We start from the raw sequence: 20,650 nt of genomic DNA, 5'->3' as shown, positions 1-20,650 counted from the left end.
ATTAAACGTGTTGCAGCGCTTTTTCCGCAAGCTGGGCGAAATAGCGGGCAGCGGGCTCAATTAATGCTTCGTCCGGATTAAATGCCGGGTGGTGTAAACCAAACGGGCTATTGCTGCCGATGCTGACAAACGCGCCGGGAACAGACTGCAAATAAACCGCGAAATCTTCCCCACCCATATGCAGCTCCGCGTGTCGGGTTTCATACCCCGCCTCACGGGCAACCGAGGTGGCAAAATCGGCCCAGCGCTCGTCGTTCACCAGCGCGGTGGGCCCGGCATACCAGGTAATATCAATCTGCGCGCTGAAGGCGCTGGCAAACCCGGCGGCGATTTCACCCACGCGGGTCTTCACGTTCTGCTGCACCTCCGTGCGATGGGTGCGCAGCGTGCCTTCCAGCTCGACGCTTTCCGGCAGCACGTTCCAGGTATTCCCCCCGGCAATGCGCGTTACGCTCAGCACCACCGAATCCAGCGTGTTGACGTTGCGGCTGGCAACGCTCTGCAGCGCCGTCACCAGCTGGCTCGCCAGCACAATGGCGTCGTTGCCTTCGTGAGGACGCGCGGCGTGCGCGCCTTTGCCGGTAATGCGGATTACGAAGCGGTCGACGTTGGCATAGAACGGCCCGCCGCGGGTGGCGAACTCACCGACCGGCAGGCCGGGCTCGTTGTGCATACCGAAGATGGCGCGGACGTCACGGAGGGCCCCCGCGCGCACCATGCTCTTCGCACCGCCAAAATTCTCTTCGGCAGGCTGGAACAGGATCCGCACCCGGCCGTTGAGCGAGGCTTCGCGCTCTTTGAGCTTTAACGCGGCGCCGAGGATCACGCTGGTGTGGATATCGTGTCCGCAGGCGTGCATCACGCCCGCCCTCTGCGAGCTAAACGGCACGCCGCTGCGCTCCTCAATGGGCAGGGCATCAATGTCTGCCCGCAGCGCAATCAGCTTGTCACCGGTCCCGATTTCCGCCACCAGCCCGGTCGGCAGGTCGTAGGGCTGCGGGGGAATTCCGGCATTCGTCAGCCACTGGCGCAGGCGCGCAGTGGTCTCCACTTCCTGGCCGGACAGCTCCGGGTTCCGGTGCAGCTCGCGGCGCCAGGCAATCAGCTGTTCGCCGAAGCTCATGCGGTGACCTCCCTGTTAAGACGCGCCTCGGCCAGCAAACGCAGGGACTGCACGCGCGCTGCCCCCTCCGCGACCGGCGTATCGATGATGAATTCGTCAATGCCCCACTGCTCATGCAGCGCGTTGAGCTGTTCCAGCACCGACTCAGCCGTGCCCGCCAGCAGCGACTGGGCCCGACGGGCAATGCGCACCGGCTCGCTCCCCGCCTGGCGTGCAAAGGCGTAGGCCTGTTCCTCGCTGGCGACGGTCACGCGCTGGCCGTTTGCCAGCTCGACGCCCCACACTTCGACCTTCTGCGCCAGCGCGTCCGCCTCGGCATGGGTCGGCGCGACAATCGCCTGCACCGCCACAATCACCTCTCGCGCGCTGTTCTTACGCCAGGTTGATACCACCTCGCGCAGCAGTTCCGGGTCGCCGTTCAGGTGCGCGGCAAAGACGAAATGCCAGTCGAGCGATGCGGCGAGCAGCGCGCTTTCGGTGCTGGCGCCCAGCAGAAAGCCCTGGGCAGGTACCGGCGGCAGCGGCGTGGCGCGCACGGTTTCCTCCGAAGACTGACCTTCAGGACGGATCCAGCGATCGAGCTGGGCCAGCTGTTCGGCAAAACTGCCTTTTTCATGTAGATGCAGCCCCTGTTGCAGCGCGCGGGTCGAGAGCGGCAGCCCGCCGGGGGCTTTCCCGACGCCCAGATCCACGCGACCGGGCGCCAGCGCGGCCAGCACGTTGAAGTTCTCAGCGACTTTATAGGGGCTGTAGTGCTGGAGCATGACGCCGCCAGAGCCGACGCGGATGCGCGTGGTTTGCCCGAGGATCCAGGCAATCAGCAGCTCCGGCGAGGGGCTGGCGAGCTGTGGCGTGTTGTGGTGTTCGGCAATCCAGAAGCGGTGATAGCCCAGATTTTCTGCCTGTTGCGCCAGCGCCAGCGTACGCGCCAGCGCATCGGCAGCCGTTTCATTTTCAGCGATGGGGCTTTTATCCAGAATGCTGATTCGCCATGACATGTTGCGTTCTCGTTTGACTTAACATGTCGATATTATTAAAGGCGCATTTCACCACTGAGAAACAATTAATTTACATTTGGTTTCCCGGAAAACAGAAAAGCATAACCCTGCTAACGGTGTGATTTTAGCGATGAAATCAGCGCATCCGCCTCCTGACGACGGGTGATGCGGACAAACTGGATATGGCGGTATTGCGGGTTTTGCATGTCAGCTTCGTAACGCTTGCGGTTGCTGCGCCACGTTTTAATTGTCCAGATGATGATGGACTCCCGGCTGAAAAATGAGCGGCGGAAGCTTTCGCGGTTTCCGGTGCCGGGCCACAGTTCCTGCCGGTGCCATGCGCGTTTGAATGCGCGCGTGACCGCCTGCCGGAGCGTGCGGGTGAATCCGCAGTCGACCCACACGACCATATCCACATCACGCCACTTCACCGGGCGCGTGCGGTTGTAGTTGCCGTCAAGCACCCAGCCGGGCGTGGCAGCGAGCGTATCCTCCAGCGTGTCTAGCAGCACTTCGTCCGGTGTCCCCTGCCAGTCAGGGCGCCAGTACAGCCTGTCCATCTCAATATACGGGAGCGACAGCTCCGTCGCGATGCGTCTGGCAAGCGTACTTTTTCCACTTCCGCTGGTACCGATAATATTAATTTTCACCGTTCCGCCTGACCCTGCTGAAAAAAACGGATCGCATCATATCGTTTTAGTTTTGTTAATGAAACGCGAGTGAAGCGCAGCAGGCTGGCGCTCTACCCCTATGTAATTATTAAGGGATTCTGATGATTAAAGCAGCACTTCAATAATTGTTTTGACTAAAAAATCGCCACGATTCAGCGCGTTGTAATCCTTGTCTGCTCTGACCACACGATTTCCTTCGACCTGCATCACTTTCGGCACGGTTATATTTTGCGTCGCTTATGAATTGCAGGTAGGATGCCTCGCCATGTTTCGCCTTATCCATACGCAGAATGACTGGGAAGGCGGCATGTGTTTGCGCAGAAGCAATCGTTTGTATTGCGCTCTGCCAGGCAGGACTATCACGATAATGGTTCAGACAGGCAAACAGGTAACTCAATGAAAACAAGCAATAAAAGCGCAGCCGATCATCATGCTGCGAAACGTCGCTGGTTGAACTCCCACGAAGAGGGCTACCACAAAGCGATGGGCAACCGTCAGGTTCAAATGATCGCCATCGGCGGCGCTATTGGAACGGGTCTGTTTTTAGGTGCTGGCGCGCGTCTGCAGATGGCGGGCCCGGCTCTCGCCCTGGTTTATTTGGTGTGCGGGATTTTCTCCTTCTTTATTCTTCGCGCGCTGGGTGAACTGGTACTGCATCGCCCTTCCAGCGGAAGCTTCGTCTCTTACGCCCGAGAATTCCTCGGTGAAAAAGCCGCCTACGTGGCAGGCTGGATGTACTTCGTCAACTGGGCAATGACCGGTATCGTCGATATCACCGCCGTTGCGCTCTATATGCACTACTGGGGCGCGTTCGGTGATGTGCCGCAGTGGGTGTTTGCCCTTGGCGCGCTGGCGATCGTCGGCACCATGAACATGATCGGCGTGAAGTGGTTCGCCGAGATGGAGTTCTGGTTTGCGCTGGTCAAAGTGCTCGCCATTGTGATTTTCCTGGTGGTCGGTACCGTCTTCCTCGGCAGCGGCAAGCCGCTGGATGGCAATGCTACCGGCTTCCACCTGATAACCGATAACGGCGGCTTCTTCCCGCACGGCCTGCTGCCTGCGCTGGTGCTGGTTCAGGGCGTGGTGTTTGCCTTTGCCTCTATCGAGCTGGTCGGTACCGCTGCGGGCGAATGTAAAGACCCGCAGACCATGGTGCCAAAAGCCATTAACAGCGTGATCTGGCGTATTGGTCTGTTCTACGTCGGCTCCGTGGTGCTGCTGGTTCTGCTGCTGCCGTGGAACGCCTATCAGGCCGGCCAGAGCCCGTTCGTCACCTTCTTCTCGAAGCTCGGCGTGCCTTACGTGGGCAGCATCATGAACATCGTGGTGCTGACGGCGGCGCTCTCCAGCCTGAACTCCGGTCTTTACTCTACCGGCCGTATCCTGCGCTCCATGTCGATGGGCGGTTCCGCGCCGAAGTTCATGTCGAAGATGAGCAAGCAGCACGTACCTTACGCGGGCATTCTGGCCACGCTGGTGGTGTACGTCTTCGGCGTATTCCTGAACTATCTGGTGCCGTCACAGGTCTTCGAGATCGTTCTGAACGTGGCCGCGCTGGGGATTATCGCCTCCTGGGCCTTTATCGTGGTCTGCCAGATGCGTCTGCGTAAAGCCATTAAAGAAGGTAAAGCCGCAGATATCAGCTTTAAGCTGCCGGGCGCGCCGGTGACCTCCTGGCTCACCCTGATCTTCCTGTTCAGCGTGCTGGTGCTGATGGCGTTCGACTACCCGAACGGCACCTATACCATTGCCACCATCCCGCTGCTGGCCGTGCTGCTGATCGCTGGCTGGTTCGGCGTGCGTAAGCGCGTTCACGAAATTCACAGCACCGCGCCGGTTCATCCGGATGATGAAAAACACGACGCGCCGCTGGTGGAAGAGACCTCGCGTTAAGCATCAAGAAAGCATTAAAAAGGGAAGGCCTATGCCTTCCTTTTTTTTATATTACAGCGCGATACGAATCACGTCGTCAGGCTGGGTCGCTTCCTGCTGGCGGGTAGATTTCTGCTTCACCGTCACGTAGAGCGTTTTGCCATCCGACGAGAGCGCCAGGCTGTTCGGATAGACCGGCGTATCGAACGTTTTGGTCACTTTGTAGGTTTTCGCGTCAATCACGCTCACCTTGCCGGCCTCGCGGTGCGTCACGTAGGCTTCATTGCGCGCCGGGTTAAACAGAACGGCCAGCGATTCAGGCGCGGCGATCTTCTCGATCACGCTCCCGTCTTTCAGGCTCACCGCCAGCACTTCCGGCTGTTTTGAATCGGTCAGGAACGCGCGCTGACCGGCAGTGTCCAGGCTCAGGTTCAGGTAGAAGTGCTCTTTTCCATCGTCCTGCACTTTTTTACGGCTCAGGATTTTGTTGGTGGCGGTATCAATGGTGACCAGCTCACCGTCTGCATTGGTGGTGTAGAGGCGTTTCGCCTTTGCATCCAGCGCCAGACCGGTGCTGTACGTGCCGGTATTGGCAATGGTCTCTTTCAGCTTCAGCGTTGCGCCATCCACGACCCAAATCACGCTCTCTTTGCCGACACCTGTGATGTAAATCGTGTTGCTCGCGTCATCCGCCACCAGCTGGCGCGGCTGCAGCGGCTTGACGGTTTCACTGCGCTGGCGGCTATCAAGTACCAGACGCCCTTTCACGTCGCCCGTTTTCGCATCAATGGCCGTCACCGCGCCGTTGATTGTATTACCCAGCCACAGGGTTTGCGTCGCGCCGTCGAGGGTGGCGCCAAACGGTTTGAGATCGCTATGAATAGCCTGGGTCACCTCCAGCGTGGCAGGATCGAGGCGATAGATAACGCCACCCTTGTCGAGTTTACGGCTTTGCGACGTCGCAACCCACAGCGCGTTCTCCTGCTGGCTGACCGCCATTTCATAGGCACCCTTACCCACCGCTTTACGCAGCATCTCTTCGGCGGCATGCGCCTGGAAGGTTCCGGCAAACAGTAAAGCGGCAGACAGCAGAGACGTACTCAGGCGTGGCGAGCACAGATGGCGTAAAGACATAACAATTCCTTTTTTGAAAATTGGGGGTACTGCTGACATCGCTTCCGGCTGGCAACGTCATGGCATTGCCGTTTTGATAATGAGAATAGTAATCATTAATAAGTTAAAAGTGGAGTTTTTCTTTTCCCTATTGCCTTTCATTAACGCAATGTGCGGTTATAGTTTTCAAAACATTTACAAAACCTTTAACATGTATGGACATGTTCCATTTGGTTCGTTTATACATCACAACCGGTTTTACTCATGAAAATCATATCTGCCCGTAAGGCATCTCTCCCGCTGCTGCTGGTTCCCGTTGTTTTTGCGCCTCTAAGCGCGATAAGCGCAGAGGAACAGACCATGATCGTCAGCGCCACGCCGCAAACCGTATCAGAGCTTGATACTCCGGCGGCGGTCAGCGTCGTGAATGGCGACGATATGCGCCACGCCGCGCCGCGCATTAATCTCTCCGAATCGCTTGGCAGCGTTCCGGGACTACAGATTCAGAACCGTCAGAACTATGCTCAGGATCTCCAGCTTTCGATGCGCGGATTTGGTGCCCGGTCAACGTTTGGCGTGCGCGGCATTCGCATGTATGTCGACGGTATTCCAGCCACCATGCCGGACGGACAGGGCCAGACCTCCAACATCGATCTCTCCAGCATTGACAGCGTTGAGGTGCTGCGCGGTCCCTTCTCCGCCCTGTACGGCAACGCCTCTGGCGGCGTGATTAACATCAATACGCAAACCGGACAGCAGCCGCCGACCATCGAGGCGAGCAGCTATTACGGCAGTTACGGAACATGGCGCTACGGCATGAAAGCCACCGGCGCAATGGGTGACGGGACGCACGCGGGGGACGTGGATTACACCGTATCCACCACCCGCTTCACCACTAAAGGCTACCGCGACCACAGCGGCGCGCGGAAGAATCTCGCGAACGCCAAACTGGGCGTACGCATTGACGACGCCAGCAAGCTGACGCTGATTTTTAACAGCGTGGACATGAAGGCCAACGATCCGGGCGGGCTGAGCTATCAGGAGTGGCAGGACAACCCGCGTCAGTCCCCGCGTGGCGATCAGTACAACACGCGCAAGACCATCAAGCAGACTCAGGCGGGGCTGCGTTACGACCGCCAGCTTAGCGCTCAGGACGATCTCAGCGTGATGATGTACGCCGGCGAGCGTGAAATGACTCAGTACCAGTCGATTCCCTATCAGCCGCAGCTGAGGCCTTCTCACTCCGGCGGCGTGATCGATATGCAGCGTCATTATCAGGGGGTTGATACCCGCTGGACGCACCGCGGCGAGCTGCTGGTGCCGGTCACCTTCACCACCGGTCTGAACTATGAAAACATGAGCGAAGACCGCCGCGGGTACGAGAATTTCGTGATGAACAACGGCGTGCCGGAGTACGGCGTGAAGGGTGATAAACGCCGGAACGAACGTAACCTGATGTGGAACGTTGACCCTTACCTGCAGACCAGCTGGCAGCTGACGGAGAAACTGTCCGTCGATGCGGGCGTGCGTTACAGCTCGGTCTGGTTTGATTCCAACGACCATTACGTTACGCCGGGCAACGGCGACGACAGCGGTGACGCGAGCTATCACAAGTGGCTCCCGGCGGGCTCCGTGAAGTATGCGGTGACGGACGCGTGGAACCTCTACGCTGCCGCAGGACGTGGCTTCGAAACGCCAACCATCAACGAGCTCTCGTATCGCGCCGATAACCAGGGCGGCCTGAACATTGGCCTGCAGCCCTCCACGAACAACACGTATGAGGTGGGCAGCAAAACCCGCATTGGCAATGGCCTGCTGACGGCAGCGCTGTTCCGCACCGATACGGATGACGAGATCGTGGTGGATGCCAGCTCTGGCGGCCGCACAAGCTATAAAAATGCCGGGAAAACCCGTCGTCAGGGAGTCGAAGTGTCTCTCGATCAGCAGTTCGCTGAGAGCTGGAAGCTGAAAATGGCGTGGACCTATCTTGATGCCACCTACCGGACCAATGTTTGCGGCGACGCGGACTGTAACGGCAACCGTATGCCGGGCATTGCCCGCAATATGGGCTATGCGTCGTTTGGCTGGCAGCCTGAAGAAGGCTGGTACGCGGGCTCGGACGTGCGCTATATGAGCGATATCATGGCAGACGACGAGAACACGGCGAAGGCACCGTCGTACACGGTGGTCGGGCTGAATACCGGGTATAAATTCAACTACGGCAGCTGGGGGATGGACGTCTTTGGCCGCGTAGATAACCTGTTCGACAAAGAGTACGCTGGCTCGGTTATTGTCAACGAATCCAACGGGCGTTATTACGAGCCAGCGCCTGGCCGTAACTACGGTGTGGGCCTGTCGGTTTCTTATCGATTCGAGTAAGAAAAAAGTAAAGTTTATTTTATATAGAAAATAACGCTCCTGATGGCAATATGCCATCAGGAGTTATTCACCAGATAAATAATTAAACGCGGTATATAGTCGCTCTGTTAAATAATCTCTCAGTTAAAATATTGTCGCTGTAAAAGCGTATTCGCTTCATCAATCAACTTTTCTATCGCCTTCTGGCTGGCGTCAACATCCCGGCGTTCCAGGGCTGAAAGCAGTTCGTCATAGTGATACGTCGCTTCTTTAATGTCATTAAGCTCCTGGTGCAGATAGTTAATGCACGGCCCGATGCGCACCCAAAGCTGTTCAATTAACGCATTCAGCGTGGGCATTTCCGCGTACTGATAAAGCGTAAAGCGGAAGATGCGATTCGCCTGCAATGCCTGCTGAACGTTCCCGTTGCGCATGGCCTCATGAAACGCTTCCGACAATTTGCGCAAGGTCTCCATCTTTTGGTCAGACATATTCTGACAGGCTGCGGCGACCGCCATGGGCTCAAGCTGCTTGCGAATAGCGTTGATTTCGTTGTAACGGTCCAGCGTCACTTCCGGCACCAGAAATGCCTGTGCTGGCGTGGCATGCAATGCCCCTGCTGATACCAGACGCAGCAGCGCCTCGCGTACTGGGGTAATGCTGGTTCCTAATTTATCGGCGATCTCTTTCGTAATCAGTCGTGCACCAGGTTTAAGGGAGCCTGTAATTAACGCTCCTTTTAAACTGAGTTCAACTTGCATGGTAAGACTGATCCTTTGGGCTTTTTCTAAGTGATCCAAATCAAGCATGTTCAATTCCTGTAGCTAAAACTTAATGCTATTTTTAAACGCCAGTTTTAATAAAACGACGCTGGTCCGATATATCCTGTATCGTCATGCCTGGTGGTGGGAAGTACCTAAAACAGCAAAAAATGCAAAATGTGTTTTTTTTATCGGTTTCGGGCTCATCCGGGATGATGGCGCGAAAAGCCATGTCCGTTAATTAAAGACAATATATCGTATCTTCACAAATAAATATGGCGGGAAACCCCGCCATAGTGCCTTTTATTTATTGTCCCCCGCGACGCGAATCACGACTTTACCGAAGTTTTTTCCTTCCAGCAGGCCAATCAGCGCTTCAGGCGCGTTCTCCAGCCCGTCCGTCACCTGTTCACGATAGTGAATTTTGCCCTCCTGCACCCAGCGCCCCATCTCTTCCTGAAACTCGTGAATGCGGTGACCGTAGTCCTGGGCGATGATAAAGCCCTGCATCCGAATGCGTTTCTTCAGAATGGTGCCCATCAAAAGCGGCAAACGGTCCGGCCCCTCAGGCAGGCCCGTTGCATTGTAGCCGCTCACCAGGCCACACACCGGCACGCGCGCGGAGGTATTCAGCAGCGGCAGCACGGCGTCAAACACCTTCCCGCCGACGTTTTCAAAATAGACATCAATGCCATTCGGGCAGGCGCGTTTCAGCTGCTCAGCGAAATCCGCCGCGTGGTGATCCAGACACGCGTCAAACCCGAGCCCCTCTACGGCGTGGCGGCACTTTTCTGCGCCACCGGCGACGCCAACCACCCGGCAGCCTTTAATTTTGCCGATCTGCCCAACGGTTGCGCCAACCGGGCCCGTCGCCGCGGCCACCACCAGCGTTTCGCCCGCTTTAGGTTGTCCGATATCCAGTAATCCCATATAGGCGGTAAAGCCCGGCATCCCAAGAATGCCCAGCGCCCAGGAGGGATGGGAGGGATTCTCGCCCAGCTTGACCAGGCCGCTGCCGTCCGAAAGCGCGTACTCCTGCCAGCCGCTGTAGCTCAGCACCCATTCACCCGCTTTAAAGTCGGGATGGTTTGACTGCTCAACGCGGCTCACCGTTCCCCCTACCATCACCGCACCAATCTCAACCGGCGGAGAATAGGATGGCGCATCGCTCATGCGGCCCCGCATGTAAGGGTCCAGCGACAGCCACACGGTGCGAAGCAACAGCTGCCCCGTCTGAGGCGCAGGAACAGGCTGCTCTTCCAGACGAAAATTCTCCGCCACCGGCGCGCCCTGTGGACGAGAGGCCAGCACCCAGCGGCGGTTTTGCGAAACAGAGTGATTCATCGGGTTCTCCTTCTGGTACAAATGTCATTACAGCCTGGCTCACGATCGGCATTATCGCCTTAACATTACGAGGCAGACTGGTTAAGCCGGACCACAAGATAGATACAGGTTTCGTTCGTTTCGTTGATGAAACGGCAGTCGTTTGGCGGCCCCAGTTCCAGACAGTCTCCGGCCTTCATCTCGTGGCGGGTATCGCCCTCCTGAAAAACCAGCTCGCCGGACTGCAGCCAGATCAGCTGACGCGCCAGCGCGTAGGACGATGCCGGCATCGGGACGTCGCTCCCCGCGGGAAGCTCAATCTGAACGAGGTCGATAGGCAGATCGGTACGTGGGGAAACGTGGCGACGAAGGTAGTGTGTTTGCGGATCGCGCCAGACGGGCTGGTTCGCCAGGCGCAGGAGTTTCCCCTCCTGCATCTCGGCTCTGGCAATCAGGGTCGACATGCTGATCCCAAACGCGCCTGACAGGCGGGCAAGCAGGGTTGCCGTCGGGCTGCTGTCACCGCGTTCTATTTTATGGATCATGGCGCGAGATACGCCTGCCCGCTCGGCCAGCTCGCTCAGAGACCAGCCGCGTGATTCACGTTCGAGGCGAATTCTGGCGCTAATACGCTGATTCATTGTGTCTGATAGTGTGTTCATAACGTCATACTAAAGGGTATAAAGGCCGTTTCAATGTGTCTCATCATAATTCTCACGTAGCGTTCTGACGATACAGTTGTGTAATATCATATCTATAGCGTAATACTATAGTAAACAACACACAGAGGTTTAATCATGATCGTTCGTCACGCCTGTAAAGAAGACTGCGCTGCGATAGGAGAGATCTATAACCATGCGGTGCTGCATACTGCCGCGATCTGGAACGATAAAACCGTCGACACCGATAACCGAATCGCCTGGTTCGAGGCCCGCACGCTCGCGGGTTACCCGGTTCTGGTGAGTGAGGAAGACGGTGTTATCACCGGGTACGCCTCTTTCGGCGACTGGCGCGCCTTCGACGGCTTTCGTCACACGGTCGAGCATTCGGTGTACGTCCATCCGGAGCATCAGGGTAAAGGCATTGGCCGCACGTTAATGAAAGCGCTGATCAACGAGGCCCGCGCCATCGGCAAGCACGTGATGGTGGCCGGCATTGAAGCGCAAAATACGGCCTCGATTCACCTCCACGAAACGCTCGGTTTTGTGACAACGGGGCAGATGCCGCAGGTGGGAACCAAGTTTGGCCGCTGGCTGGACTTAACCTTTATGCAGCTGCAGCTGGACGAGCGCAGCGACCCGGACGCGATCCCATGAATCAGTCGCTGACGCTGGCGTTCCTGGTGGCGGCGGGGATCGGTCTGGTGGTGCAAAACACCTTAATGGTGCGAATCACCCAGTCCTCCTCCACCATTCTTATCGCAATGCTGCTGAACTCCCTGGTTGGTATTGTGCTGTTTGTCAGCATTCTGCTGCTGAAGCAGGGCTTCGCCGGGTTCAGCGAGCTGGCATCAACGGTGCGCTGGTGGACGCTGATCCCGGGGCTGCTGGGGTCGTTTTTTGTGTTTGCCAGCATCAGCGGGTATCAGAACGTTGGCGCGGCAACGACCATCGCCGTGCTGGTCGCAAGCCAGCTGATTGGCGGGCTGGTCCTTGACGTGCTGAGAAGCCACGGCATTCCCCTGCGCGCCCTGATCGGCCCGGTGTGCGGCGCGGTGATGCTGGTCGTGGGAGCCTGGCTGGTGGCGCGACGCCAGTTTTGACTACAGTATGGTGCCGCCTTTGGTCAGCTGTTCCAGACGCGCGTCCATCTCCTCTTTATGCTGCTTGCCGTGGTGCGAAATCGCGGTACGCAGACGCTGCTGCTGGGCGTAACGGTCTTCACGGCTGAGATCGGCATCATCGCTCAGTTCAATCAGCAGTTCGTTCATGTGGGCGATGACGCTCTCTTCGATGGCGGCATCGACGCGGGCGGTAACTTCGTTTAAATGTGACATTGTCACTCCTTGTTTTTGCCGGGTGGCGGCTTACGCCTTACCCGGCAATAAATGCTTAGTTCAGCTTCGCTTTAGAGAAATCGCTGCCCATCAGGCTCACGCTGTACCCGGTCACGTTGCTGCGGGTCGCAAAGAACGTTTTGCCGTTTGCCAGCGCGATCCACGGAGCCTGCTGGTAGAAAATCTCCTGCGCCTGGCCGTACAGTTTCGCACGCTCGGCCGGATCGCTGGTCAGCTTCGCTTTTTGCACCAGAGCATCATAACCCTTATCGCACCAGCGCGCGGCGTTTGACCCGGTTTTAATGCTGTTGCAGCCCAGCAGCACATCGGCGAAGTTATCCGGGTCGCCGTTATCGGACATCCAGCCGAACAGCGCGGAGTCGTGCTCGCCTTTGCGCATCCCGGAGAGGTATTCGCCCCACTCGTAAGAGACGATTTTGGCCTTCACGCCGACCTTCGCCCAGTCGCTCTGGATCATCTCCGCGATACGACGCGAGTTAGGGTTATACGGACGCTGAACCGGCATTGACCACAGCGTGACCTCTGCGCCCTTCTCCAGCCCGGCCTGCTTCAGCAGCGCTTTCGCTTTTTCAGGATCGTAGCTGTAGTCCTGCAGATCTTTATTAAAGCCCAGCATATTTGGCGGGATCGGCGATTTTGCCACCGTACCGGACCCCATAAAGACCGCATTGACGATAGCCTTCTTGTCGGTCGCGTAGTTCAGCGCCTGACGCACCAGCACGTTATCGAACGGCTTTTTCTCGGTGTTAAACGCCAGATAGCCGACGTTCAGCGCATCGACCGAGTGCAGCGTCAGGTCTTTGTTGTTTTTAATCACGTCAAACTGGACCGGAGACGGCGCAGGAATAATCTGGCATTCATTGGTCTGCAATTTCGCCAGGCGGGTTTCCACGTTTGGCGTGATGGAGAAGATAAGATGTTTGGTCGGCACCTCGCCATCCCAGTAGTTCGGATTGGCGACGTAGCGGATCAGCGAATCCACCTTGTACTGCTGGAGCACGTAGGGCCCGGTACCAATCGGCCAAGTGTCCACGTTCTCCGGCGTACCTTTTTTCAGCATTGCATCGGCGTATTCGGCGGAGAGAATGGAAGCGAAATCCATTCCCCAGTCGGCCAGGAACGCGGCGTTTGGTTCACTGAGGGTGAACTGGACGTGGTAATCATCAACCTTTTTAACGTCCTGAATCAGCTTGTCGAGCCCGACGTCATTAAAGTATTCGTAGTTGCCCTGCGAGACATTGTGGTACGGATGCTTAGGGTCTTTCTGACGCATCACCGAGAAAATAACGTCATCGGCGTTAAAGTCGCGGGTCGGCTTGAAGTATTTATTGCTGTTGAACTTCACCCCTTTACGCAGGGTAAACGTATAGGTCTTGCCGTCCGGCGAAATCGTCCAGGACTCCGCCAGGGAAGGAACCGGGGTATTTTTTACCGGGTCGAAGTTGATCAGGCGGTTGTACAGAACCTGAGAGCTGGCCACGAACGACGGGCCGGAGCTGGCGATTTGCGGGTTGAACGACTCGGGCGACGCTTCCGAGCAGTAGATAAGAGTGTCGTTGTTTGCCGCCCATGCGGCACCGGCTGGTAAAAGTGCGCTCAGCGCAAGGGCGAGCAGCGTTTTCCCTGTAGACATAGTTATAACCCTGACAGTTTTATTATATAGGTCAGTAATAACAGCACAGCCGTTATGACCTGGCAAATAACGAAACACTATCAGGTTATTCTAAAGCCGCGTTTTTTGCCGGTTTTGCCGCCAGTGCAGAAAATGGTGATTTGTCTTAAGTGACGTTATTCGTCAAGCACAACCGTCACTTTCTATGCCGCAAGAAATCGGCGCTTTTAGCGTCTCTTCCTCCGTTTGTTTGCTTCCTCGTTTCGTTAAAGTAACGGTGTGAAGAAGTATATGGGATCAAATCGTGGCAAAAACTCTTTTACGCAGCGGTAATCTGGATGATTTTCAGGCCGTTGGCGGCGGCGGACAGGCCGTTTTTGAATCAGCGTTACAAATCCGGGAAGCGCTCCGGTTGCGCAAACAGCAGGCCATTGTCGACTGTCTGGCTATTCCTCAGGTCAACGACAGCGGCGACCGCGTGGACTGGTATTCCCCCGTTGAGGGAAGCGTCACCAGCTGGAAGGCGGCCAGTGAAGACGACCGCTATCGCGCCCTGCGCTATCTGGAAAACACGCTAGCCAGCGTTGAGTCGTTAAGCAAGAAGTGCCTCCAGTCGCCCAAAACCGCGCAGCAGCTTTTCGGCTCGCTGCTGTCGAAAGCGTTTCAGTTTCCCGGCGAGAATTTTGTTTTCCTGGTCGAAGGAAAGCCGATCGTTTGCTTCTGGGGTTTTGTAAACCTGAACGAAAATGCGCGCGACGATGTCCTCGACTGCCTGCGTGAGGCACTGATCCCCGAGCCTGCCCCCGTTGTGATTGAAGAGCCCGAGCCAGAACCAGAGCCCGCGCCCGAACCGACCATCACCTTTGAAAAAGCAGACGAGCCGCTGATTGCGCCCGTCGCAGCCGTGCGTATTACGCCGGAAGAACTGTATGAGCCGGCTCCCGCGCCGGTTGTTGCGCAACCCGCACAGGAACCTGCGCCTGTTGCCGTCACGAAAAAACGTCGCGTTCCCCTGTGGACCCTGCCGGTTGCCGCCGTGATTGTGGCCGCCGTTGCCGCGCCGCTGATGTGGCCAAAACAGACCCCTTCGGCAGAGCCCGCTCCGGCACCGACTCCTGAGCCCGTAGCTATTGCACCACAGCCGATTAAAGCGGTGGAGCCGCTGGCTATGAATCTCCCCCTGCATCAGGCTGAGGTCGTCGCAGATAAAGAAAAAGAACCCGTGCCTGAAGCCGCACCGGTGGTCATTGTTCCGATCCCGAAAGATGCCATGGTGATGGAAGCCGGTCAGGTGAAAGCCGGCTCGACGCGCTTCCTGAACGGTACCTGGCGCGCGGTTCTCGACGTGAAAGATCCGGTTACCGGCAAGCCGCCGTCAGTGCGCTATCAAATCCAGAACAATAAAGGTTTCGCCCGCGTCGTGCACGGCGACAACATTGTCTGCCGCGCGGAGATCTTCTCCGGGCTGCACAGCAACGGCGAGCTGATGATTAAGAGCCGCGGCAATGCCCGCTGCACCGACGGTTCCCGCTACCCAATGCCGGAAGTCGCCTGTAAAGCCGGGGCCAGCGATATCGCAGAATGTCGCGCTCGCTATGATGCTAACACCGTCGTCCCACTGACGTTCAAGAAAGCAGGTGCCTGATCCTATGCTGGTAAATCTTTGCGACTATAAACAAAGCGTCACGCTTATTGCCAACAGCGGCGTGCAGTTCCTGGATTTCGGCCTGACGCCGCAGGACACCGCCAGCAACGGGCGCTTCGTACGTAAAACCGCGAACGGCCCCCTTTTGCGACTCGATTTCGACCTGGTGAACGGGCGCTATACCCTGCCGGGGACAAACGGCGGTCAGCCTGAAGTGGTTAAACCGGAAACCACCATTCCGCTGCATCAGTCCCTTGCCGTCCTTGACGGCGTCTGGCTTCCCTTGCCCTTCCTGCGCTTCAACCCGCCGCGGACCTTTGTGGAAGGACCGGATAACTGGGCGCGCGTTCAGGTGCGCAAGCTCGATAAGCCCGACACGGCAGGCAACACGCACCGCGTCACCCTCGCGCTCGACAGCCAGATCGCGGAGCATGCCACCTCCGCCCTGTCGCCGGTTGAAAACGATATCCTGAACGGAACCCGCTTTGCGCTGGCCTGGCGCGATAGTGAGGTAGAAAGCTTCCTCGACCAGACCTGGATTGACGGCTGGCTGCGCGAGGCGTTTACCCAGTATGCCGACGGCGTTGAAAACCGCTCTGAACGCGACCTGCATCAGGCGATGCGCAGTTTTGAATATCAGGCCCACTGGCTCAATGTACTGACCATGCTCGGTGAACAGCTCACCGTGCCGGAAGTGAAATTTGTCACCCATACGCTCAGCACGCCTGCCATTCCGGTCGACCTGATCCTCGACGTGGGCAACACCCACACCTGCGGCGTCATTATTGAAGACCACGGTGATGCAAATGACGGGCTTCGGCAGACCGCCGAGCTGCAGGTTCGTTCGTTAAGCGAGCCGCAGTTCCTCAACGAGCCGCTGTTTACCAGCCGTCTTGAATTCTCCGAAGCGCGTTTTGGCAAACAGCACTTCTCGGTGGAAAGCGGTCGTGAAGATGCGTTTGTCTGGCCGTCGATCGTTCGCGTGGGCGATGAAGCCCGCAAGCTGGCGATGCAGCGGCTGGGAACCGAAGGTAACAGCGGCATCTCCAGCCCGCGCCGCTACCTGTGGGATGAAACGCCCGTCGTGCAGGACTGGCGCTTTAGCCAGATGAACGGCAAAACCCAGCGTGAACCGCTCGCCACGGCGTTTCCACTGATGAACCTGATGAACGATGACGGTGAGCCGCTGTTTACGCTGCCGCAGGACGAGCGGCTGCCGGTCTTCTCGCCGCAGTACAGCCGCAGCACGCTGATGACGCACATGCTGTGCGAGCTGCTGGCGCAGGCGCTGGGGCAGATCAACAGCGTCGCCACCCGCCTGCGTCTGGGCTTCCCGGCCTCGCCGCGCCAGCTGCGCACCCTGATCCTGACCCTGCCCTCGGCCATGCCGAAGCAGGAGCGCGAGATTTTCCGTCGCCGCATGTTTGAAGCCATTGCCATCGTCTGGAAAGCGATGGGCTGGCACCCGCAGGATGAAGATTTTGCCACCCGCAAGCAGCAGGAAAAAAGCGTGGTGCCGGTCCCTGAGATCCAGATGGAGTGGGATGAAGCCAGCTGCGGTCAGCTGGTCTGGCTGTATAACGAAGCGATTTCCCGTTTTGGCGGCCAGACGGAGGCCTTTTTCGCCTCCCTCGCCCGCACGGATCGTGAACCCGAGCCGGGCGTGCAGCCGGGCCGTGCATTACGCGTCGCGTCTATCGACATCGGCGGCGGCACCACGGATATGGCGATAACCCATTACCAGCTTGATGACGGCTCCGGTAATAACGTCAAAATCACCCCGCAACTGCTGTTCCGCGAAGGGTTTAAAGTGGCGGGCGACGATACCCTGCTGGACGTGATTCAGCGCTATGTCCTGCCCGCCCTGCAAACGCAGCTGCAGAAATCCGGCATTGCGGACGCCTCTCTGCTGATGGCGTCGCTGTTCGGCGACTCCGGGCGTATTGATACCCAGGCGGTGCTGCGCCAGCAAACGGCGCTTCAGCTCTTTATGCCGATTGGCCACGCCATTCTTTCCGCGTGGGAAGCCAGCGATATAGACGATCCGCTGGCGGGCCTGCATGCCACCTTCGGCGAGCTCCTGCCGCAGAAACCAACCCGCAACGTGATGAATTATCTCCAGCAGGCAGTCGATCATGCCGTGCCGGCGGGCTCAGAGGCGTTCGACCTGTTCGCCGTGCCGCTGCACGTGAACTTCCGCGAAATGCAGGATGCGATGCTGGCCGGTCAATTTACGCTGACCTCGCCGCTTCACGCGGTGTGTGAAGCGATTTCCCATTACGGCTGCGATATTCTGCTGATCACCGGGCGCCCTGGCTGCCTGCCGGGCGTTCAGGCGCTGATTCGACACCTGCAGCCGGTGCCGGTCAACCGCATCGTCTGGCTGGACAAATACCAGGTGCACGAGTGGTACCCGTTCAGCCAGCAGGGGCGCATAGGCAACCCGAAATCGACCGCCGCGGTCGGGGCCATGCTCTGCAGCCTGGCGCTCGATCTGCGCCTGCCGCGCTTCAACTTTAAGGCCGCGGACATTGGCGCGTATTCAACCGTGCGGTATCTCGGCGTGCTGGATAACACCGTCAATACCCTGCGCGAGGAGAACGTCTGGTATCAGGATATAGACCTGGATAAGCCGGGCGCGAAGCTCGACGCGCGGCTGCACTTCCCGCTGCGCGGCAACGTCACCCTCGGCTTCCGCCAGCTGGCGAACGCGCGCTGGCCCGCCACGCCGCTTTATACGCTCAGCATCAACTCGGCTGAACTGGCAAAAGCGATTGCTGGCGACGGCGTGCTGAACGTGCGGCTTAAGCTCTGCGGCGGCAGCAAATTAGAGGGCCCAGAGGCCTTCGAGCTGAGCGATGCCTGGCTGCAGGACGGTACGCCGGTTGCGCCTGACGCGTTAACCTTCAAACTGAATACTTTGGCCGACCGCCGACACAGCGGCAGCCACTACTGGATCGACAGCGGGAGCGTATACCTGAAATGACAGCGACGACGACCACCACTCAGGCCTTAATCGGGTGGATTAATGAGACGCGCCTGAACGCCCCTGTGCTGGATAACGATGCTGACGCCCTGCTTGCTCGCATCAACGCGGCGCAGGCGCGGGAGCTGGCCATTGAACGCGCCCTGACCCGCCGGAGCAGCATTGGGCTTTATGGCCATTCGCAAAGTGCCAAAGCGCACCTGCTGCTGTCGCTGTGCGGCAGCGGCAACGGTCGCCTGAACGTGACGCCGGGCCAGCGCACCTTTGACTATTTCTCGCATATCAACCCAGGACATGCCCTGACCAACATGGCCGTGCGCTTCACCCGCGACACCCCGGAAGTAGCGGATGAGGCGTTTCCGCTGCGTCTGAGCCTGGTCACCGAGGCCGAGCTGGTACAGCTGTTTATTGCCCGCACGACGCTGCATCCGAAGATGCGCGCGGTGGATAAGGCGGTCATTGAGACGCGTCTGGAGAAATGGCGCGGCCTTCGCCAGCCGCAGGGCGTGCCCGGCATCACGGCGCAGGAGGTGGGTGCGATTTCGCGTTTCTGGCAAAGCACGGTACCCGCCGCGAAACAGCAAATTGATGACGCCCTGTGGCACGAGTTTGCCCAGCTGGTGCCCTCGCTCGATCTCAGCACCCGCGCCAGCGTCTGGTCGCTGCTGTGGGGCGAGCAGCAGGAGTTAACCCAGCAGTGGCTGAAGCTTGCCCACGTGCTGCATCAGACCAGCCATGCGAGCGAGCTGGCTGCGCCGCTGAGCCTGCTGGTGGACAGCTTTGGTCTCCCTGGCGAAGGCTTCCTGACGCACGGCACCTTAACCCAGCAGGAGGCTCAGGAGACGCTGCTGCATCCGCTGAACAACTGTGAAATGCTCAACGCCATCAGCATCCCGGTCGACGTGCTTGCCTTCCTTACCCGCGAGCTGGTCTTGCCGGTTGAGAACGGCGCGCTGGATAACGTTGATATCATTGATATTCCGGTCTTTGAAGACGGCAGTGCCGATCCTTTGGTCCAGGCCAAATGCCAGTGGCTGCTTGAACATTACCGCCAGCAGCTCCAGCCGGATGTGCTGGTTATCTGCAATGCGACGGCGCAGCACGAGCAGACGGCCCAAAAAGCAAAAGCGTTAATTAACTGGATAAAAGAGACCCAGCCTGCCGAGGAGTCCGCCCTGCCGGGTCTGGTGTGGGCGATCACCCCGCATGACGCTCGTTTCACCACCCGACAGAATCTCGATGAAGCCGTGCAGCATCTGCTGGGCAAGCCTGGCCTGCGCTGGGGAACTCTGCAGGCGCTGGACAGCCACAGCATGCAGCGCGTCATTGAGTGGTTGTCTCAGGCTACGCTCCCCGCACAGCGGCAGAAGCGTCTCGGCACGCTGAAAAACCTGCTTCGGCAGGAGATCGCGTCGCTGATGCAAAGCTATCTGGCGCCGCTGGTTGAGGAACCGGGTACGCGACGTGCTCAGGCCGAAAACATGGTGCGCACGCTGCAAAGCAGCGCCGCCCGTCACGGCGAGCTGCTTGAGGGCCTGCTGCCGCCGCTCAAAGCCTTTGAAACACTGCTCGCCGTTCAGCAGCCGCGCGAGGAGCAGGTGAACGGGCTGTTTACGGACACCATCGATCTGTTCGCCGATAACGCCCAGGAAAGCGCAGGACGATTCCAGACAAAAGACAAAGCGCGCCTGGCGCACAGAGTATGGATAAATCATCTGCGCCAGTGGAGCCGCAATGAAGCTACCGCCGCCCGTCTTGGCCTGGAGCCCGCGGTGCTGCAGCAAATCGCGGATGTGCTGGTGGTAACCAGCTACAGGCTTAATCTGCCGCAACAGCTTCAGCGAATTGTCGACGCGGATAAAAGCAGCGCGGCGCAGCTGCATGCGGTGATGGGCAATTTCGTTGGCTGGCTGGGCTACGACCAGACGCCGTCAGCAGAACGCCCCGCAAGCCGCATTCGCAAAGGCCAGGCAATTTTTGTTACGCCCGTCGTCAGCAGTGCCGCACCGCGCCTGACGCGCCTGGGGGAACAGCCTGTCCATGCGGCCACCGCGTACGTTTACGACTGGCTGGTTGCCCTCTATAGCCGGGCAATAGAGAACATTGATTACCAGCACCCGCATGACGTTCAGCCTGACGCACGTCGGGCACTGCGGGCTTTAATCCTGTAG

The 20,650-nt window shown here is 58.3% G+C and carries 16 protein-coding genes; 7 read left to right on the top strand and 9 right to left on the bottom strand.

What is annotated here, in order from left to right:
- Position 1: 1 nt before the first annotated feature.
- The 3 genes from OSH03_RS00670 to OSH03_RS00660 all read right to left on the bottom strand — a co-directional run bounded on the left by OSH03_RS00670 (position 2) and on the right by OSH03_RS00660 (position 2,771).
- Positions 2 to 1,123 carry an amidohydrolase gene (locus OSH03_RS00670; protein WP_266177958.1) on the bottom strand — a complete coding sequence of 374 codons (1,122 nt, stop codon included), beginning with the start codon at positions 1,121 to 1,123 and terminating at the stop codon, positions 2 to 4.
- Positions 1,120 to 2,121 (bottom strand): LLM class flavin-dependent oxidoreductase, encoded by a 1,002-nt coding sequence (locus tag OSH03_RS00665; protein WP_266177957.1) that lies wholly within the window; start codon positions 2,119 to 2,121, stop codon positions 1,120 to 1,122. The genes OSH03_RS00670 and OSH03_RS00665 overlap by 4 nt, the downstream gene beginning before the upstream one ends.
- 110 nt (positions 2,122 to 2,231) lie before the next feature.
- A complete protein-coding gene (locus tag OSH03_RS00660; RefSeq protein ID WP_253542136.1) occupies positions 2,232 to 2,771 on the bottom strand; it encodes an AAA family ATPase in 540 nt (179 codons plus the stop codon).
- A gap of 417 nt (positions 2,772 to 3,188) precedes the next feature.
- Here OSH03_RS00660 and ansP point away from each other — a divergent pair, with 417 nt between their 5' ends.
- Complete coding sequence (gene ansP / locus OSH03_RS00655; protein ID WP_153655812.1) at positions 3,189 to 4,685, top strand: L-asparagine permease; 1,497 nt, start codon at positions 3,189 to 3,191, stop codon at positions 4,683 to 4,685.
- Between the two features lie 51 nt (positions 4,686 to 4,736).
- Here the strand turns inward: ansP and yncE are convergent, their stop codons facing one another.
- Positions 4,737 to 5,798, bottom strand: coding sequence for a 7-bladed beta-propeller protein YncE (yncE, locus tag OSH03_RS00650; RefSeq protein WP_266177956.1), 1,062 nt, complete (start codon positions 5,796 to 5,798; stop codon positions 4,737 to 4,739).
- 243 nt (positions 5,799 to 6,041) lie between these two features.
- Here yncE and pqqU point away from each other — a divergent pair, with 243 nt between their 5' ends.
- A complete protein-coding gene (gene pqqU / locus OSH03_RS00645) occupies positions 6,042 to 8,156 on the top strand; it encodes a TonB-dependent receptor PqqU (protein ID WP_266177955.1) in 2,115 nt (704 codons plus the stop codon).
- 119 nt (positions 8,157 to 8,275) lie between these two features.
- On the opposite strand, the gene OSH03_RS00640 is transcribed toward pqqU, so the two are convergent.
- The 3 genes from OSH03_RS00640 to OSH03_RS00630 all read right to left on the bottom strand — a co-directional run bounded on the left by OSH03_RS00640 (position 8,276) and on the right by OSH03_RS00630 (position 10,881).
- Positions 8,276 to 8,944 (bottom strand): GntR family transcriptional regulator, encoded by a 669-nt coding sequence (locus OSH03_RS00640; protein WP_061098103.1) that lies wholly within the window; start codon positions 8,942 to 8,944, stop codon positions 8,276 to 8,278.
- A 255-nt stretch (positions 8,945 to 9,199) separates the two neighbouring features.
- Positions 9,200 to 10,240: an NADP-dependent oxidoreductase gene (locus OSH03_RS00635; protein ID WP_266177954.1), complete on the bottom strand. Its 1,041-nt coding sequence runs from the start codon at positions 10,238 to 10,240 to the stop codon at positions 9,200 to 9,202.
- A gap of 65 nt (positions 10,241 to 10,305) precedes the next feature.
- Complete coding sequence (locus OSH03_RS00630) at positions 10,306 to 10,881, bottom strand: helix-turn-helix domain-containing protein (RefSeq protein ID WP_061098101.1); 576 nt, start codon at positions 10,879 to 10,881, stop codon at positions 10,306 to 10,308.
- Positions 10,882 to 11,016: 135 nt separating this feature from the next.
- Here OSH03_RS00630 and OSH03_RS00625 point away from each other — a divergent pair, with 135 nt between their 5' ends.
- Together OSH03_RS00625 and OSH03_RS00620 are read left to right on the top strand one after the other, a co-directional pair.
- Entirely contained in the window at positions 11,017 to 11,535 is a 519-nt protein-coding gene (locus tag OSH03_RS00625) for a GNAT family N-acetyltransferase (RefSeq protein ID WP_266177953.1), read from the top strand.
- Positions 11,532 to 11,981, top strand: coding sequence for a DMT family transporter (locus OSH03_RS00620; RefSeq protein ID WP_061098099.1), 450 nt, complete (start codon positions 11,532 to 11,534; stop codon positions 11,979 to 11,981). Before OSH03_RS00625 ends, OSH03_RS00620 begins: the two co-directional genes overlap by 4 nt.
- On the opposite strand, the gene OSH03_RS00615 is transcribed toward OSH03_RS00620, so the two are convergent.
- Both OSH03_RS00615 and OSH03_RS00610 read right to left on the bottom strand, forming a co-directional pair.
- Positions 11,982 to 12,215, bottom strand: coding sequence for a YdcY family protein (locus tag OSH03_RS00615; RefSeq protein ID WP_266177952.1), 234 nt, complete (start codon positions 12,213 to 12,215; stop codon positions 11,982 to 11,984).
- 55 nt (positions 12,216 to 12,270) lie between these two features.
- Complete coding sequence (locus OSH03_RS00610) at positions 12,271 to 13,869, bottom strand: ABC transporter substrate-binding protein (protein ID WP_266177951.1); 1,599 nt, start codon at positions 13,867 to 13,869, stop codon at positions 12,271 to 12,273.
- A gap of 283 nt (positions 13,870 to 14,152) precedes the next feature.
- On the opposite strand from OSH03_RS00610, the gene OSH03_RS00605 reads away from it, so the two are divergent.
- Genes OSH03_RS00605 through OSH03_RS00595 form a run of 3 tightly spaced genes read left to right on the top strand, consistent with a single transcriptional unit; the run spans position 14,153 to position 20,650 of the window.
- Positions 14,153 to 15,493 (top strand): SrfA family protein, encoded by a 1,341-nt coding sequence (locus tag OSH03_RS00605; protein ID WP_266177950.1) that lies wholly within the window; start codon positions 14,153 to 14,155, stop codon positions 15,491 to 15,493.
- A gap of 4 nt (positions 15,494 to 15,497) precedes the next feature.
- Positions 15,498 to 18,479, top strand: a complete 2,982-nt coding sequence (locus OSH03_RS00600) for a virulence factor SrfB (protein WP_266177949.1) — start codon at positions 15,498 to 15,500, stop codon at positions 18,477 to 18,479.
- Entirely contained in the window at positions 18,476 to 20,650 is a 2,175-nt protein-coding gene (locus OSH03_RS00595; protein ID WP_266177948.1) for a virulence factor SrfC family protein, read from the top strand. Before OSH03_RS00600 ends, OSH03_RS00595 begins: the two co-directional genes overlap by 4 nt.

The sequence above is a fragment of the Enterobacter nematophilus genome, from assembly GCF_026344075.1.
Taxonomy (GTDB): Bacteria; Pseudomonadota; Gammaproteobacteria; order Enterobacterales; family Enterobacteriaceae; genus Enterobacter; species Enterobacter nematophilus.
The sequence above is the reverse complement of the archived record's forward strand: the minus strand, read 5'-3'. Positions and strand labels throughout refer to the sequence as shown.

Coding starts and splice junctions, on each gene's coding strand:
- OSH03_RS00640 (WP_061098103.1), bottom strand. CDS start 8,944: ATGCTTGATTTGGATCACTTAGAAAAAGCCCAAAGGATCAGTCTTACC.
- yncE (WP_266177956.1), bottom strand. CDS start 5,798: ATGTCTTTACGCCATCTGTGCTCGCCACGCCTGAGTACGTCTCTGCTG.
- OSH03_RS00620 (WP_061098099.1), top strand. CDS start 11,532: ATGAATCAGTCGCTGACGCTGGCGTTCCTGGTGGCGGCGGGGATCGGT.
- OSH03_RS00595 (WP_266177948.1), top strand. CDS start 18,476: ATGACAGCGACGACGACCACCACTCAGGCCTTAATCGGGTGGATTAAT.
- OSH03_RS00665 (WP_266177957.1), bottom strand. CDS start 2,121: ATGTCATGGCGAATCAGCATTCTGGATAAAAGCCCCATCGCTGAAAAT.
- pqqU (WP_266177955.1), top strand. CDS start 6,042: ATGAAAATCATATCTGCCCGTAAGGCATCTCTCCCGCTGCTGCTGGTT.
- ansP (WP_153655812.1), top strand. CDS start 3,189: ATGAAAACAAGCAATAAAAGCGCAGCCGATCATCATGCTGCGAAACGT.
- OSH03_RS00610 (WP_266177951.1), bottom strand. CDS start 13,869: ATGTCTACAGGGAAAACGCTGCTCGCCCTTGCGCTGAGCGCACTTTTA.
- OSH03_RS00670 (WP_266177958.1), bottom strand. CDS start 1,123: ATGAGCTTCGGCGAACAGCTGATTGCCTGGCGCCGCGAGCTGCACCGG.
- OSH03_RS00635 (WP_266177954.1), bottom strand. CDS start 10,240: ATGAATCACTCTGTTTCGCAAAACCGCCGCTGGGTGCTGGCCTCTCGT.
- OSH03_RS00600 (WP_266177949.1), top strand. CDS start 15,498: ATGCTGGTAAATCTTTGCGACTATAAACAAAGCGTCACGCTTATTGCC.
- OSH03_RS00630 (WP_061098101.1), bottom strand. CDS start 10,881: ATGAACACACTATCAGACACAATGAATCAGCGTATTAGCGCCAGAATT.
- OSH03_RS00615 (WP_266177952.1), bottom strand. CDS start 12,215: ATGTCACATTTAAACGAAGTTACCGCCCGCGTCGATGCCGCCATCGAA.
- OSH03_RS00625 (WP_266177953.1), top strand. CDS start 11,017: ATGATCGTTCGTCACGCCTGTAAAGAAGACTGCGCTGCGATAGGAGAG.